Genomic DNA, 13,880 nt, shown 5'->3' with positions numbered 1-13,880 from the left:
GGGATGATCTCGGGCTCGACCATGGGAAAACGCTGGTCGTGAGTGAAGGCCGACCGGTAGGTTGGCAGCACGATCAGTGATCTTGCAGCTGACCTGCAGTGTGCACAACAAACAATGTGCACAACAAACTCCGTGCACAACAAACTCCGTGCACTCACAGAATGGACGCCATGCCAGCGAACCTCTCCGCCCGCGCTCTGCTCTGGATCGGGATCGGCACCATGACCTTCAGCGTGCTCTGCCAGCTCGCCCTCGACGTCACCTGGAGAGTCGCCGGCACGGAGTCGGGCAACACAATTCTCGAGAGCTGGTGGTACCCGCTCTTTCAGTTCGTGCCGACAGTACTGATTCCCCTCGGAAGCATGCTCATCGCGGCGTTCTTCGTCGCGCACGCACTCGAACGCGATACCAGCGTCGACTCGGCCCCCGAGCGTCGGTGGACGTCCTCCGCCGCCTGGCTGTTCTGGATCGGTCTGATCCTCACGCTGGCGGGACTCGTCGTCTCCGCGTCACTGCAGGATTGGTTGACCGACCTGAATGCTCAAGGGCGCACCAGCCTCGCGTTGGACGCGCTGAATCTGGTCGTCATCCCGCTGCGCACGATCATCCTGCCGCTCGGCCTGGCCCTGCTGCCCGCGGCAGTGCTGGTGAGGAAGATCGAATCCCGCAATCCGGTGGTACCAGCCGGTGAGGTGCCCGCCTGATCAGCTGCCGCGATAGGTGGAGTACGCGAACGGGCTGAGCAGCAGCGGCACGTGATAGTGCGCAGACTCGTCGTCCAGCTCGAAGACGATGGTGACGTGGGGGTAGAAGGTGGCCTGGTCCCTGGCGGCGAAGTACGTGCCGGTGTCGAAGGTGATGCGGTAGCGGCCAGCGGACACGGCCTCTGGACCCAGGTCGCTGACCCGGCCGTCGGCATCCGTGCGGGCGGTCGCGATTTCGCGCCAGCCGCCGTGCACGTGCTGTTCGAGCACGACGCCCACGGATGCCGCGGGGCGGCCGGACACCGAATCGAGCACGTGAGTGGTGATGTGGCTGCGCGCGCTCATCGCGCGCGCTCCTGGGACGCAGCGTCCTGCGACCCGGCTGAGTCGGGGGCACCGGAGTCGGGGGCAGCGGATTCGGGCACCGAGTCATCCTGCCACTGCACGGCGAGAACCCCTAACCGGAGCAGCGCGATGTCGCGCAGCTCCGAGCCGACGATGGCGGCCTCGGTCTCGTCGTCGAGGGTGAGCCGGCGCTGCAGCTCGTCGAGGATCTCCCGACGGCTGCGGCCCGCGGCGCGGATGAGGAAAACCCTGTCGAAGCGCTCCTCGTAGACCCGGTTGCCCGCGGCCAGCGCACGAGCGAGTTCGGCGTCATCGGCGTCCACCGACGCCTGCTCAGCCCGGGAGAAGCCCGCGGCCCGGGAGTCGCCCGTTGGCTTCTCGCCGATCCGTGGGTGCTCCGCCATCGCCGCGTCGATCTCGTGCCGTGGCAGCGGCGTGGCGGCCGCCCTGGCAGCCTCGATGAGCGCGGCGGCGGTGGCGAACGGCGCCTGGCCGGCCACCTCGTCGGCCCAGCGCGGAACGGCCAGGCAGGCCAGCAGCGAACTGCGCAGCTCGTCGCCGACGGGAATCGTGGTCATGGTGTCCTCCGGGTGGCGAGCGTCGGGTGAAAAAGGGGGCGAGGGCAGGGAGCCGGTCGGGCCGTAGCCCGTACGATGACAGGCATGCATTCCGTCGATCCCACCCGGCCGGCGGCCGCGCCGCGGGTGGCCGGGTTGGTGCTCGCCGCCGGCGCCGGCAGCCGGTATGGCCGCCCCAAGGCGTTGGTGGCCGAGGCGAACGGAGACCCCTGGCTGGTGCGTGCCGCCCTGGCCCTGGAGGCCGGCGGCTGCGATCCGATCCTGGTGGTGCTGGGGGCGAGCGCCGGCGAGGCGGAGAGCCTGCTGCGTGCGGCCGCCGACCGGTTCGAGAGGCCGGACCGGGTGCGGGTCGTGCACGCCGCCGACTGGGCGGCGGGGCTGTCCGCGTCCCTCGCGGCGGGCCTGCACAGACTGCAGCACGCTGAGAACGACACCGTCACCGCGGTGGCCCTGGTTCCGGTGGATGTGCCGGACCTCAGCGCTGCCGCCGTGCTCCGGCTGGTGGACGCTGCCACGCCGGACACCCTGCGGCAGGCGCACTTCGGCGGCCGACCCGGGCATCCGGTGGTGATCGGCCGGAACCACTGGGCGAAGCTCAGCAGAAGCCTGGCCGGGGACACCGGCGCCCGACCGTACCTGGTGGCGAACGGCGTCGAGGCGGTGCCCTGCGACGATCTCGGCACCGGCGACGACGTCGATATGCCGGCAGCGGAATAGACCGCGTCGACGACCGGATGGACGGTGCTCACCAGGGTGCTTCGAGCTCGTCGAGGTCCTCGTAGACACTGGTGATGGCCGCGATCCGGGTGCGGCTCTCGCGCACCTGCGCGCCCATCGCGCCGGTGGCGAGCAGGTTCACCAGGCTCATGGCCGTGGCATAACTGTCGAACGCCGACACCGAATCCACCGGGCATTCCAGCCAGTGGGTGGCCTGGTCAGAGTACTTGCGGGCCGACGAGTCGGCGATCAGCACCAGCGGCACCTCGCGGCGACGGATGGCGGCGACGATGTCACCGAAGCCGGCGACCCGGCGGCGAAAGCCCATCAGCACCACCACATCGCGCGGGCCGAGCCCGGCGAGCTCCTCGCCGAGCGACTGCCCGGGCAGCGGTGCGAGCCGCACGTGGTCGCGCGCCTGCACCAGCTGCTGGCGCAGGTGCAGGGCCAGCGGGTAACTGTTGCGCAGCCCCACGATCACCACCTTCTGAGCCGACTGCACGAGTCGGGCGGCGGCATCCAGCCGGCCGTCCTCGAGCGTGACCAGCAGCCGGCGCAGGTTGTCGTGCTCGGCCTCGGCGTGCGCGGCCAGCCGCGAGGGCGTGCCGGCGGATGCGCCCGGACCGCCGAGCGGGGCGCCCAGGCTGCGCAGGGCCCTGGCGTGCTCGCGCACCTCGGCCGAATCCTGGAAACCGAGCCGGCGGAACAGCCGGGAGACCGTGGCCTTGGAGACGCCGCTGAGCCGCGCCAGTTCTGACGCGTTGTACACGGCGAGGTCGCTCATGTGGTCGAGGATGAAGTCGGCGGCGCGCTGCTCCTGCGGCGAGAGCTCCCCGTAGCGGCCGTCGATGCGCTGGCCGATGTTCATGGTCATGCCGGCGCCTGCTCGTGCGGCAGCCCGACCGGGTGCCCCTCGGCGAGGGTGAGCACGGCGGCCTCGAACGCATCCAGCGCCTGGGCCACGTCGGCCTCGGTGACCGACTCGTCCGGGTGGTGGCTCACTCCCCCGGCGCAGCGCACGAAAAGCATGCCGATCTCGGTGAGGTGGGCAACGGCCATGGCGTCGTGGCCGGCCATGGAGAGCAGCTCCAGCGGCTCGGGGGTGGGATCCGGCTCGTCGTCTTCGGCGGCACGGATGCTCGCAGCTTCCAGGCCGGCCACCCCGATGCCGGCAGCGATCACGCCGCGCAGCCGGTCGCTGCAGTGTGCGGCAGGTGCCGCGTGGGTCTGGTGCACCGCCACGTGCAGGCCGCGGGTGGCGCAGATCTCCTCGAGCAGGGCCTCGATCTGCTGCCAGACCCTGTCGCGGTCCGCGTCGAAGCGGCCGCGCAGGTCGAGGCTGAACTCGGCCCGGCCGGCGATCACATTCACGGCGTCGGGGAACACCTCGAGGTGCCCGACCGTGGCGATCAGGTCGGCGTCGCGGGCGAGGCGCTCGATGGCCACGATGGCTTCGCTGGCGCCGGCGAGAGCGTCGCGGCGGTGCGTCCACGGGGTGCCGGAGTGGCCGGCCTTGCCGGTGATGGTGATCTGGAAGCGCCGGGCGCCGGCGATCGAAGACACGATGCCGAGCGGCAGGTCGTGCTCCTCGAGCACGGGGCCCTGTTCGATGTGCGCCTCAAGGTAGCCGACGAAGTCGTTGGAGCTGCGGGCGGCACCGGTGATGGCGGCCGGGTCGAGGCCGAAGGCGAGGAACGCGTCGTGCAGGCTGATGCCGGCCTCGTCGGTCAGCTCCCACCAGGCATCCAGCCACGTACCGGCAAGCGCCCGGCTGCCCAGCAGCGCGGTACCGAACCGGGTGCCCTCCTCGTCTCCGAAGGCCACGACTTCCAGGGCGAACGGCAGGGTGCGGCCGGCGGCGGCGATGCGTTCGACCACGGCGATCGCGGTGAGCACCCCGAGGATGCCGTCGTAGCGGCCGGCGGAGGGCACGGTGTCCAGGTGCGAGCCGAGCAGCAGCGCGGGCAGGCCGGGGGTGTCGCCCTCGAGGCGGCCGCACTGGTTGCCAGCGGCATCCTGCCAGGTGGTCATCCCGGCGTCACGCATCCAGCCGGCGGCGAGGGCGTTGACCGCCGCGTGCTCGGGCGAGAGGTAGACCCGCTCGATCAGGCCGTCGGGCGCGCTGGTGTGGCAGGCGAGCTCGTCGCAGCGCTCCAGTACGGCGGCGGCGCTGCTGTTCGAGAGGTCAGGCATCCTGATAGACCTCGTAGGCGGCGCCCACGCCGCCCCCGCCGGTCACGCTCGCGCCGGCGCGGCGCAGTACCTGCTCGAGCGCGGCGAGGGTGGTGAGCACGGTGTCCTTGCGAGCGTTGTAACCCATGGTGCCGATGCGCCACACCTTGCCGTGCAGCGGCCCGAACGAGGTGCCGATCTCGATGCCGAAATCGTTCAGCAGTTCGCCACGCACGGCGTCGCCGGTGACGCCGTCGGGGATGTGCACGGCCACGACGTTGTTCATCCGGTGGTCCAGGTCACCGAAGACGGCCAGGCCCAGCCCCTGAACGCCGGCGAGCATCGCGGCGCCGTGCAGCCGGTGCCGCTCCACGGCCGCGTCGATGCCCTCGTCCACGAGCAGCCGCGCGCATTCACGGGCGCCGTAGAGCATGGTGGTCGCCTCGGTGTGGTGGTTCAGCCGCTTCGGGCCCCAGTAGTCGAAGATCATCGACAGGTCGAAGTAGTTGGAGCGGATCGGGTGCGCGCTCACGGCGTCACCGGCCTCGCGGATGCCCGCTTCGATGCTCTTGCGGGCGTTGATCACCTCGACCGCACGCGGCGAGAAGGTGGCCGGCGCCGAGCCGGAGGGGCCGCCCAGGCACTTCTGCAGGCCGGCGGTCACGGCGTCCAGACCCCAGGCATCCGCCTGGAAGGTGTTGCCGGCCAATGACGCGGTGACGTCGGTGTAGAACAGCACACCGTGCCGGGCGCAGATGTCGCCGAGCTCGTCGAGGGGCTGGGCAACGGTGGTGGAGGTGTCGCCGTGCACGATCGCCAGCAGCGCCGGCTTGGTCTCGCGGATGGCCTGCTCGATCTGGGCGGGCGTGAACACGGTGCCCCACTCGATCTCCCGCACGTGCACCTCGGCGCCAGCGCGTTCGGCGATCTCGCGCAGCAGGTGGCCGAAGCGCCCGAAGATCGGCACCAGCACCCGGTCGCCGGGGCTGATCAGCGACACCAGGGCCGCCTCGATGCCGGCGCGGGAGGTGCCGTCGATGAGCAGGGTCTGCTCGTTCCCGGTCTGGAAGACGTCGCGGTAGAGCGCCATGGTCTCGTTCATGTACTCCGTCATCGACGGGTCGTACTGGCCGACGAGCTGGGCGGACATGGCGCGCAGCACCCGCGGGTCGGCGTTCACGGGGCCGGGGCCCATCAGGAGGCGCGACGGCGGATTGATCGGCAGACTGGAAATGACTGTTTCACCCTTCGACTGTTCTGAACCATGTGTTTCAGATGCACAGTTTACGCAACAGGTGTTTCAGTCATGTTTCGAGCGGTCACCTGCTCCCGGCCAGCTCCGCCCCAATGTCGATCAGGGCGAGGTCGCTGTGCCGCGGCCCCACCAGGCAGAGCCCCACCGGCTTGCCGTGAACCTCGAACAGCGGCACGGACAGCGCCGGGTAGCCGCCGATCCCGGCCAGGCTGGTCATGGTCAGCGTCGCGGTGCGGGTGGCGTCGATGGTGGCGGGGTCGGCCCGCCGCGACGGCGCCGTCGACGAGGCCGACGGCAGCAGCAGGATGCGTCCGCCCAGCACCGCATCCAGCCGCGCCCGGATCGCGGCCAGGGCGGTGCGCGCTTCGGCCTCCTCGGCCGGGTCGGTTCGGGACGCGATCTCGAACCGGGCCGCGACGGCGGCGCCGAGGGCGTCGGGATGCGCGGTGACCCAGTCGCGATTGGCCCGCCAGGCCTCGATGGCCTGCACGGTGCGGAAGATGCGCAGCGCCTCGACGAGGTCGCCGACGTCGACGAGGTCGGGTTCGGTTACCAGCCCGGTCCGGCCGAGGCGGTCCAGCCCGGTGACGAACGCGGCCTGCACGTCGTCGTCGGCGGCGAAGACCAGCGCGCTCGACAGCACGAAGCGGGGCGCGGCATCCGCGAGGGACGCTGCGACCTGCAGGCTCAGGTCGAGCGACGCGGCCGCCGCGCCACGCAGCACGCCCGGCGTGCGGGTGATCCAGCCGACGGTGTCGAACGAGGGTGCCAGCGGGAGCAGGCCGGCGCGGTCGACGGCGCCGTGGGTGCTGCGGAGTCCCCAGAGCCCCTGGTACGACGCGGGCACCCGGATCGAACCCGCGGTGTCGGTGGCCAGACCGATGCTGGCCTGACCGAGGGCCACGGCGGCGGCCGGTCCGCTGGACGAGCCGCCGGGCAGCCCGCCGGGCACTCGCACGTTCGGCGGGGTGCCGTAGTGCTCGTTGTCGCCGGCGATGCTGTACGCGAACTCGTCGGTCTGGGCGACGCCGCGCACGCTCGCGCCGGCGCCGAGCAGCGCCGCGACGGCCGGGGCTGTACGGGTGGCGGGCACGGCCTCGCGCAGGTAGGCCGGGTTGCCGGCGCCCACGGTGAAACCGGCGATGTCGTAGAGATCCTTCACGGCGATGGTCTCGCCGGAGAGCGCATCCGTCGCGTCGGGGTCGGCGGCCACGAGCGGGGCGCCCACCAGGCGCCACACGGTGGGGTTGATCGCTGCCGGTGGCGCGGCCACCTGGGCCGCCTCCACTTGCCAGGCGCCCGCCTCAGACAGCGACCAGAGCTGGGTGACCAGGCCGGCGCCGCCGGCATCCGGGGTGTTGACCGACACGATCAGGGCGTGCGCCGGGTCGATCACGCGCACGTGCAGCTCCCGGATGCCCCTGGCCACGGTGCCGGCACGGGCGCCGCGGAAGCCGCTGATCGCGTCGTGGCCCACCAGCAGGCCGGCGGCGTCGCCGCGCAGGGTGTGCTCGCCGGGGGCGAAGAATGCGTCGAGCGCGGCGAGGTCGTTCGCGGCCAGGGCGTTCTCGTAGCCGGCGAACGCGGCGAGCAGGCCGTCGGGCAGCTCCCCGGTCACGCTGGTCGGGGTGACCGGCTCAGGCATCACCGACTCAGGCATCACCGGCTCAGGCATCGAAGTCCGCCACCCGGATGCGGGCGTGCACGCCGGCGACGAGGTCGACGACCTGCGAGATGTTGAAGTCGGTCGCGGCGCTGAGGTAGGCGTAGGCGAGAGTGCGGTCCATGCCGTACCGCGCGGCGAGCAGGTCGATGGCGGCGCGCACACATTTGCGCACGGCCTCGTCGAGGTCGACGTCCATTCCCGTGGGCACCAGGAACTCGGTCGTCTCGGCGAGCGGTCCGACCAGTTCGCCGAACGCCGCGACCGCGTCGGCCTGGGTCACCACGTCGAAGCGGATGGTCACCCGCAGCGACGCTTCCATGGCCGTGAGCGCCACCTCGCCGTCGCCCTGGGCGAAGTGCGGGTCGCCCACGTAGGCCAGCGCGCCGTCCACCTGCACGGGCAGGTACAGCGCCGAGCCCACCGTGAGCAGATTGATGTCGATGTTGCCGCCGTGCGCGCCGGGAGGAACCGAGTGCGGGCGCTGATCGCCGGCCACGGCCACGCCCATGATCCCCAGGAACGGCCGGAGCGGGAAGTGCACGCTCCGTGCCCCACCCGGCACGAGCGGAAGGGTGCCGACCTGGCCGGCCTCGGTGTCCTCGAGGGCGGCGAACACGCTCACGTTGCCCTCACCGAGCGGGTACTCCCCCGGCAGGGCGCCACGGCCGTGCCGGTTGGAGATCACACCGTACGGCACCCGCGGGGTGGCCTCGAGCACCGTCATCTTGAGCAGGTCGCCCGGCTTCGCGCCGCGCACGTGGATCGGTCCGGTGACCAGGTGCGGCCCGTCCACGGCGGGGTCGCGGCCGGAGCCGGAAGCGGAGTCGGAGGCGGCCAGCAGTACGGCGTCGTCGAGCACGGCGGACCGCTCGACGCCGTGCCCGGCGAAGAAGGCCACCGGGTCGCTGCCCTGGTCGTCGAGCACGCCCTCGTGGCTGATCGTGTCGATGGTGACCTCGGTGCCGGCGTCGATGACGAGCGCGGGCGCATCCGTGGCGCAGGGCAGCCGGCCCCAGAGCACGGTGTCTGGCGTGGCGGGCAGGTAGTACGCGGCGCGGATGGGCCCGGTGCCGGGCTGCAGGACGTCGAATGGCAGGATGTCGAATGGCATGGATGCGCCTTGTCGGATCGAGGGGCGTGAACCGGAAGAGTCGCGGGCCGGGCGGCCGGCGCATCCCCGTTGGTCGAGAGTAGCGCCAGTTTTGCGCCCGGCCCGACCAGCCGCTACCGTGACAATTCCCGAGCCGATAGGACCGCCGTGCCCTCCACTCCCGTCATCCACCGCCTGCGTAGCAAGCCGGACCACCTGCACCTGGGCCTGATGCTGGCGCTCACCTTCTCCACCGGTGTGGCGGATGCGGTGGGTTACCTCGGCCTGGACAAGGTCTTCACCGGCAATATGACCGGCAACGTCGTCATCCTGGGCATGGCCATCGCCGGTGCCGACGACCTGCCCGTGGTGGGCCCGCTCATCGCCCTGTTCACCTTCATGGTGGGTGCCGCGATCGGCGGCCGGGTGCTGCGCCACGTGAAGGTCGGCTGGACCACGGAGGCCACGGCGCTGTTCGGCGCGGTCGGCGTGATCATGGCCATCCTGTCGGTCATCCTCTTCGCCGTCGGCGGCAAGCCGCCGGCGCCGTTCGACCTGTTCGTCACCGGTTTCCTGGCCGCGGTGATGGGCCTGCAGGCCGCCGTGGCCCGCCACATCGCGGTGAAGGACGTCACCACCGTCGTCGTCACCTCCACGATCACGGGCTTCGCCGCGGACTCCCGCTTCGGCGGCGCCAAGAACCAGCCCTGGTTCCGCCGGCTGGCCGCCATCGTGCTGATCCTCGCCGGCGCCGGCGTGGGTGCCCTGCTGCTCATGGTGCACATCGGCTGGGGCATCGCCCTCACCGCCGTGATCACCCTCACCGTGACCGCCATCGGCCACGCTGCCGGCCGCCCGCACCACGCCCCCGTGGCCTCGGTCTAGTTCCCGAGACCTCGCGCCGGCGCGGCGGAAGCGGTGACACGCAAATGAGGAGATAGTGAGTTTATGAAGACGTTTTCGGCAATTGCGTCCTAGAAAACTCACTATCTCCTTCTAACGGTTCGAGCGGTCCCGCGCTCGGCGCTCAGCCGAAGGGCATCACGGCCATCGCGGCCGTCATGACCGACATGCTCAGCAGGTTGCCGCGCTCCGGCCGGCTGCGCTGGCCCACCAGCACCATGGCGGCGGCGGCGAGCACGAATAACGCCCCGGCGACACACACCACGGCGACGAAGATCGACCCCGAGTGCGGATGCGTCATGCCCGTTCCCGCGCCCGGCGCCGAGCCCCGGCCGGCCATGGTGGCACAGAGGGCGATCTGCCCGGCCACCACCACCAGCCCGAGCTGGTGCACAACGTGCAGGTGCCGGCGGCCGGCAGCGGAACCGTCGAGGGCCGGCTCCGCCCCCGACTCCGCCCCCGACTCCGCCGCCGCCCGGCCCTGCCGCCACCGCGAGACTCCGGCGGCCACCATTGCCCAGCCGAGCAAGATCGCCGTCCAGCCGAGCGGCGCCAGGCCGACCAGCCCGAAGGCCAGGTCGGCCATGGCCGCGGCCATGAGCACCGTGCCGCCCACGGCCGTGACCGACCGGGTGCGCCGGCTGCCGAGCACGCAGCACAGGCTCGACGCCGCCGCCACGATCATGATCAGGTGCAGCGCTGAGATCACAGTGTGCTCCTCCGGGTGCTCGGTTACTCGTGGGCGGTGTGGCCTGCGCAGGCACAGTCGCCCGCAGCAGCGGCTGCCGGTGCCTCCGCCGGAGCCGCCGGAGCCCCGTGCGCCGCGTGCAGCTCGGGCTCGCCGCCGTGCGAGCAGTGCGACACGGGCTCGTTCGCCGGAACGTTGAGGGTGGGGTTCGCCCCGAAGAAGCCGTAGGGCTTGAGGGTGAACTTGGCGTAGTCCACCGGCATCACCGGCCAGTCCTCCACCCGCGGGAAGTGGGTGGGACCGAAGGTGTGCCAGAGCACGATGTCCTCACCGTCGATCGGCGCGTCATCGGCGATGTACTTCGTGATGCCGTCGCCGCCCGGGTTCTGGTGCACGAAGTCGCCGGCCGCGTACTGCTCGGCCGGGTCGTACTGGGTCACGAAGAGGTGCTTGGTGGCGAACTCGGCCCGCTTGGCGATCGACGACTGCGGGTCGGCCATCAGGGTCGGGTTGGCTTCCGGCAGCAGGGCGTAGCCGGTGGGCCGGCCCATCCGGTTGGTCTTCTCGGTGTTCACGATGTGCCACGACCTGGCGACGGATGCGTCGGCAAGCCGCCCGGAGCCGGCCTCGCCAGTGAGCCGGGTGCTCTTCATGGTGAACGCGTTGCCGTGTTCATTGCCCGGGCCCATCGGCAGGCGAACGGCCTCGATCTCGTCGACGGCGTTGGCCGTGCCGTCCACCATCATGTCCAGCCGCGCGCTGAAGAGGTGCTGGTGGTACGGAGCGCCGAGCCCCGGAGCGACCTCGCTGGCATACGGGTAGTCTGCCCCCGCCTCCAGCGTGGCGCCAGGGGCGGCGACTCCCGGGTACGCCGAGGTGAACAGCACCCCGGTGAGCTTGGCCTCGCACTCGATGGTGCCGTCCAGCGACAGGTACCAGTAGAAGCCGTAGTCGTAGTTGCCCACGGTGGTGAAGAAGCTGATCACCAGGCGGCGCTGCCGGCGCACCTCGTGCGCGCCGGTGAACAGGTCGCTGTGCTTCCAGAGCGTTCCCACGTCTTCCTCGTGCATGCAGATGCCATTGGGGATGGTGAACGGGTTGCCGAGCTCGTCGGCGAGAACGGCGTCAAAGTACTTGATCTCGCCCACGCAGTCGCAGCCGAGCGCGAGCGAGTTGGTGTACCGGCCGAAGAGGTACTCGCCGGTGTCGAAGTAGTTCTGCCAGAACCGCACCGGCGACGGGTCGCCGTACGGCACCAGCATCTCGTTGATCGAGGCCCGGTAGATGATCGGGCGTTCCTCGCCGGCATCCGTGAAGGAGAGCTGGCGCAGCACCAGGCCCTCGCGGGTGTCGAAGCCCACCTGGAACTTCCAGTTCGCCCAGGTGACCCACTCGCCGTCGACGGCGAAGCTCGGGCCTTCAGGCTGGCTGATCACGATGGGTGTGAGGGTGGTGAGCGGTTCGCCCTGCACGGCCGGGTCGTTGAAGTTGCCGCCCTCGGCCGGGATGGCCAGGGTTGCCGCGTCGATCAGCCGGGTGATGGTGCCCGCCGCGGTGTCCACGTACGCGCACAGCCCGTCGACCGGGTGCGCCCAGGGGTGGTCTGTCGGGTAGTCCTGGCGGAACGCGAGCACCCGCACGATGCGGCGGCCGATCTCCTCCGGCAGGTCGTAGTAGCCGGCCGACAGCGGCACGACGACGACCTCGTCGATGCTGGTGCCGCGCTCGGCCAGCGCCGCGACCCAGCGCGGGTCGGCGTTGACGATGCCGGCGATGGCCTCGAACTCGGTGTCGAGGATCGGCAGTTGCCCGGCCGAGCCGTCCAGCACGCGGGTGCTCTCGATGACACCACTGCCTTGGGCACCACCGCCGAGCGACACCACGTTGTCGGTGGAGCGCCCGGTTGCCATGTCGAGCAGCATCACCCGCGCCTTCCGGTCGGGCAGCGGCCCGGTGCCGGCCTGCCAGGCGAGCACCTCGCGCTTGTGCGGTTCGGCCAGGCCCACATAGGCGAACCGGGTGGTGTCGGTGAAACCGTCCGCGGCGATGACGATGTCGCGGATGGCGGTGAATTCGGCCGTGGTGAGGCTGCCGAGCGGATGCGGCGTGGCCGAGCCCGTGGTGTGGAGGGAAACGTCGGTGAGAGTCATGCTGGGTCCTGTCAGGTGAGGTCGGTCAAAGGTGAGAGAGGCAGCTCAGGCGCCGATGGCATCCGTGATCTGGTCGTAGACGGCCGGGTTGTGGCGCTTCAGCCAGAGCGCCTGCAGCAGGCCACCGAGCGGGAAGAGCACGATCAGGCCGAGGAGCACGGCGGTGAGCACCCCGAAGGAGGGCTCGCCGGCGGCGTTGACGTCGCCGATCAGGAACGGGAAGTTCAGGGCGATCAGCACGGCAGACACGATGAGGCCGATGAAGCCGAGGGTCGGGGCGATGACGGTGTTCCAGAGGCGGCGGTCCTGCCTGGTGCGGGCGAAGTAGACCACCACGGCGATGCTCGTCACGGCCATCAGCAGCGCCACCGAGAGCGTGGCGACCCCGGAGAACCAGGTGAAGACCTGCAGGACCGGGTCAAGGCCGAGCAGGGCGAAGAGCACGATCAGCAGACCGGCCGTGATGGTCTGCACGACCGAGGAGACGTGCGGGGCGGAGTGCTTGGGGTGCACGGAGGAGAGCACATCCGGCAGCACCTTGGCGGTGGACATCGAGTGCTGGTAGCGCGTGATGACGTTGTGGAAGGACAGCACGCAGGCCAGCATGCTCGTGATCAGCAGCACGTTCATGACGAGCTCGCCGACCGAACCGAGGTAGGCAAGCGTGGTGATCAGGATCATCGCGCCGGGGTCCTGGGCCGCCTGGGCGACCACGCCGTCCGGGCCCCAGGCCATCACGAGCGCCCAGGAGGCGAGGGTGTAGAACACGCCGATACCGATCACGGCCACGTAGGTGGCCCGCGGGATGGTGCGGGCCGGGTCCTTGGCCTCGTCGCGGAAGATGGCGGTGGATTCGAAGCCGATGAAGGCCGCGATGGCGAACATCAGACCCACCGACGGCGAGCCGCTGAGCACGTTGTTCGGTTCGAACGGGGCCAGCGAGAGGCCGTCGGCGCCGCCGGCGAGAACCACGGCCACCACGAGCACGAGCACGATGCCGACCTCGCCGATGAGCAGCACGCCGAGCACCTTGGAGCTCAGGTCGATGTGGCGGTAGCCCAGCACGCCCACGAGGGCCACGACGGCCAGGGAGTAGAGGTACCAGGGCAGGTCGGGGCCGCCCAGCCCGGTCACCGTGACCGAGAGGATGTAGCCGACGTAGCCGTGCACCGATACCTGGATGGTCGTGTATGTGAGCAGCGCCAGGAACGCGGTGGCCAGGCCGGCGGGCTTGCCGAGGCCGTAGTTGACGAAGGTGAAGAAGGCGCCGGGCTTGGGCACGTGCCGGGTCATCGCGGCCAGGCCCACGGCGAAGAACAGGAGGATTATCGCGGCGATCGCGAACATGGCCGGGAAGCCGACGCCATTGCCGAGCAGGATCCCCAGCGGCGCTGCGCCGCCGATGACGGTGAGCGGTGCCGCGGCGGCAACCACCATCAGCACGATGGCGGTGACGCCCAGCGAGCCGGTGAGGGCCCGCGGCGGAGCGGTTCCGGCGGTGGTTTCTAACGTTTCGGTCATGTCGACTCCAGACTGGGTGGATGCGGGTGTGCCCAGCCTGCCCATGGCCTGTTGCCGCCTCGTCACCCGCAGGTAAAAGGCAGCCAGGGCG

At 70.8% G+C, this 13,880-nt stretch carries 13 protein-coding genes; 3 read left to right on the top strand and 10 right to left on the bottom strand.

Annotation, left to right across the window (positions count from 1 at the left end):
• Window positions 1-170: 170 nt before the first annotated feature.
• On the top strand, window positions 171-704 hold the full coding sequence (locus tag BJQ94_RS07795) for a hypothetical protein (RefSeq protein ID WP_265397635.1): 534 nt from the start codon (window positions 171-173) through the stop codon (window positions 702-704).
• Here the strand turns inward: BJQ94_RS07795 and uraH are convergent, their stop codons facing one another.
• Together uraH and uraD are read right to left on the bottom strand one after the other, a co-directional pair.
• Window positions 705-1,049, bottom strand: coding sequence for a hydroxyisourate hydrolase (uraH, locus tag BJQ94_RS07790; RefSeq protein WP_265397636.1), 345 nt, complete (start codon window positions 1,047-1,049; stop codon window positions 705-707).
• Window positions 1,046-1,627: a 2-oxo-4-hydroxy-4-carboxy-5-ureidoimidazoline decarboxylase gene (uraD, locus tag BJQ94_RS07785; RefSeq protein ID WP_345893491.1), complete on the bottom strand. Its 582-nt coding sequence runs from the start codon at window positions 1,625-1,627 to the stop codon at window positions 1,046-1,048. The genes uraH and uraD overlap by 4 nt, the downstream gene beginning before the upstream one ends.
• An 84-nt stretch (window positions 1,628-1,711) precedes the next feature.
• Here uraD and BJQ94_RS07780 point away from each other — a divergent pair, with 84 nt between their 5' ends.
• Entirely contained in the window at window positions 1,712-2,344 is a 633-nt protein-coding gene (locus tag BJQ94_RS07780) for an NTP transferase domain-containing protein (RefSeq protein WP_265397637.1), read from the top strand.
• A gap of 28 nt (window positions 2,345-2,372) precedes the next feature.
• On the opposite strand, the gene BJQ94_RS07775 is transcribed toward BJQ94_RS07780, so the two are convergent.
• The 5 genes from BJQ94_RS07775 to BJQ94_RS07755 form a co-directional block, all read right to left on the bottom strand.
• Entirely contained in the window at window positions 2,373-3,218 is an 846-nt protein-coding gene (locus BJQ94_RS07775; RefSeq protein WP_265397638.1) for a MurR/RpiR family transcriptional regulator, read from the bottom strand.
• Window positions 3,215-4,537: an allantoate amidohydrolase gene (locus tag BJQ94_RS07770; protein WP_265397639.1), complete on the bottom strand. Its 1,323-nt coding sequence runs from the start codon at window positions 4,535-4,537 to the stop codon at window positions 3,215-3,217. The genes BJQ94_RS07775 and BJQ94_RS07770 overlap by 4 nt, the downstream gene beginning before the upstream one ends.
• Window positions 4,530-5,711 (bottom strand): alanine--glyoxylate aminotransferase family protein, encoded by a 1,182-nt coding sequence (locus BJQ94_RS07765; RefSeq protein WP_265397640.1) that lies wholly within the window; start codon window positions 5,709-5,711, stop codon window positions 4,530-4,532. Before BJQ94_RS07765 ends, BJQ94_RS07770 begins: the two co-directional genes overlap by 8 nt.
• A gap of 124 nt (window positions 5,712-5,835) precedes the next feature.
• Window positions 5,836-7,446 carry an AtzH-like domain-containing protein gene (locus tag BJQ94_RS07760; protein ID WP_265397641.1) on the bottom strand — a complete coding sequence of 537 codons (1,611 nt, stop codon included), beginning with the start codon at window positions 7,444-7,446 and terminating at the stop codon, window positions 5,836-5,838.
• On the bottom strand, window positions 7,439-8,548 hold the full coding sequence (locus BJQ94_RS07755; protein ID WP_265397642.1) for an acetamidase/formamidase family protein: 1,110 nt from the start codon (window positions 8,546-8,548) through the stop codon (window positions 7,439-7,441). Before BJQ94_RS07755 ends, BJQ94_RS07760 begins: the two co-directional genes overlap by 8 nt.
• A 147-nt stretch (window positions 8,549-8,695) precedes the next feature.
• Between BJQ94_RS07755 and BJQ94_RS07750 the strand changes: the two genes are divergently transcribed.
• Complete coding sequence (locus BJQ94_RS07750) at window positions 8,696-9,412, top strand: YoaK family protein (protein WP_265397643.1); 717 nt, start codon at window positions 8,696-8,698, stop codon at window positions 9,410-9,412.
• 142 nt (window positions 9,413-9,554) lie between these two features.
• Here BJQ94_RS07750 and BJQ94_RS07745 read toward each other — a convergent pair whose 3' ends face one another.
• From BJQ94_RS07745 to BJQ94_RS07735, 3 genes are read right to left on the bottom strand one after another with little or no spacing between them, the layout of a single operon-like run.
• The gene (locus BJQ94_RS07745) at window positions 9,555-10,139 is read right to left on the bottom strand and encodes a hypothetical protein (RefSeq protein ID WP_265397644.1); all 585 of its coding nucleotides are present in this window, start codon (window positions 10,137-10,139) and stop codon (window positions 9,555-9,557) included.
• Window positions 10,140-10,162: 23 nt separating this feature from the next.
• A complete protein-coding gene (locus BJQ94_RS07740; RefSeq protein ID WP_265397645.1) occupies window positions 10,163-12,268 on the bottom strand; it encodes a primary-amine oxidase in 2,106 nt (701 codons plus the stop codon).
• A gap of 45 nt (window positions 12,269-12,313) precedes the next feature.
• On the bottom strand, window positions 12,314-13,789 hold the full coding sequence (locus tag BJQ94_RS07735; protein WP_265397646.1) for an APC family permease: 1,476 nt from the start codon (window positions 13,787-13,789) through the stop codon (window positions 12,314-12,316).
• Window positions 13,790-13,880 lie beyond the last annotated feature (91 nt).

The sequence above is a fragment of the Cryobacterium sp. SO2 genome, assembly GCF_026151165.2.
Lineage (GTDB): Bacteria > Actinomycetota > Actinomycetes > Actinomycetales > Microbacteriaceae > Cryobacterium.
This window is presented reverse-complemented; position numbering and strand designations above follow the sequence as displayed.

Coding starts and splice junctions, on each gene's coding strand:
- BJQ94_RS07795 (WP_265397635.1), top strand. CDS start 171: ATGCCAGCGAACCTCTCCGCCCGCGCTCTGCTCTGGATCGGGATCGGC.
- uraH (WP_265397636.1), bottom strand. CDS start 1,049: ATGAGCGCGCGCAGCCACATCACCACTCACGTGCTCGATTCGGTGTCC.
- uraD (WP_345893491.1), bottom strand. CDS start 1,627: ATGACCACGATTCCCGTCGGCGACGAGCTGCGCAGTTCGCTGCTGGCC.
- BJQ94_RS07780 (WP_265397637.1), top strand. CDS start 1,712: ATGCATTCCGTCGATCCCACCCGGCCGGCGGCCGCGCCGCGGGTGGCC.
- BJQ94_RS07775 (WP_265397638.1), bottom strand. CDS start 3,218: ATGACCATGAACATCGGCCAGCGCATCGACGGCCGCTACGGGGAGCTC.
- BJQ94_RS07770 (WP_265397639.1), bottom strand. CDS start 4,537: ATGCCTGACCTCTCGAACAGCAGCGCCGCCGCCGTACTGGAGCGCTGC.
- BJQ94_RS07765 (WP_265397640.1), bottom strand. CDS start 5,711: ATGGGCCCCGGCCCCGTGAACGCCGACCCGCGGGTGCTGCGCGCCATG.
- BJQ94_RS07760 (WP_265397641.1), bottom strand. CDS start 7,446: ATGCCTGAGCCGGTGATGCCTGAGTCGGTGATGCCTGAGCCGGTCACC.
- BJQ94_RS07755 (WP_265397642.1), bottom strand. CDS start 8,548: ATGCCATTCGACATCCTGCCATTCGACGTCCTGCAGCCCGGCACCGGG.
- BJQ94_RS07740 (WP_265397645.1), bottom strand. CDS start 12,268: ATGACTCTCACCGACGTTTCCCTCCACACCACGGGCTCGGCCACGCCG.
- BJQ94_RS07735 (WP_265397646.1), bottom strand. CDS start 13,789: ATGACCGAAACGTTAGAAACCACCGCCGGAACCGCTCCGCCGCGGGCC.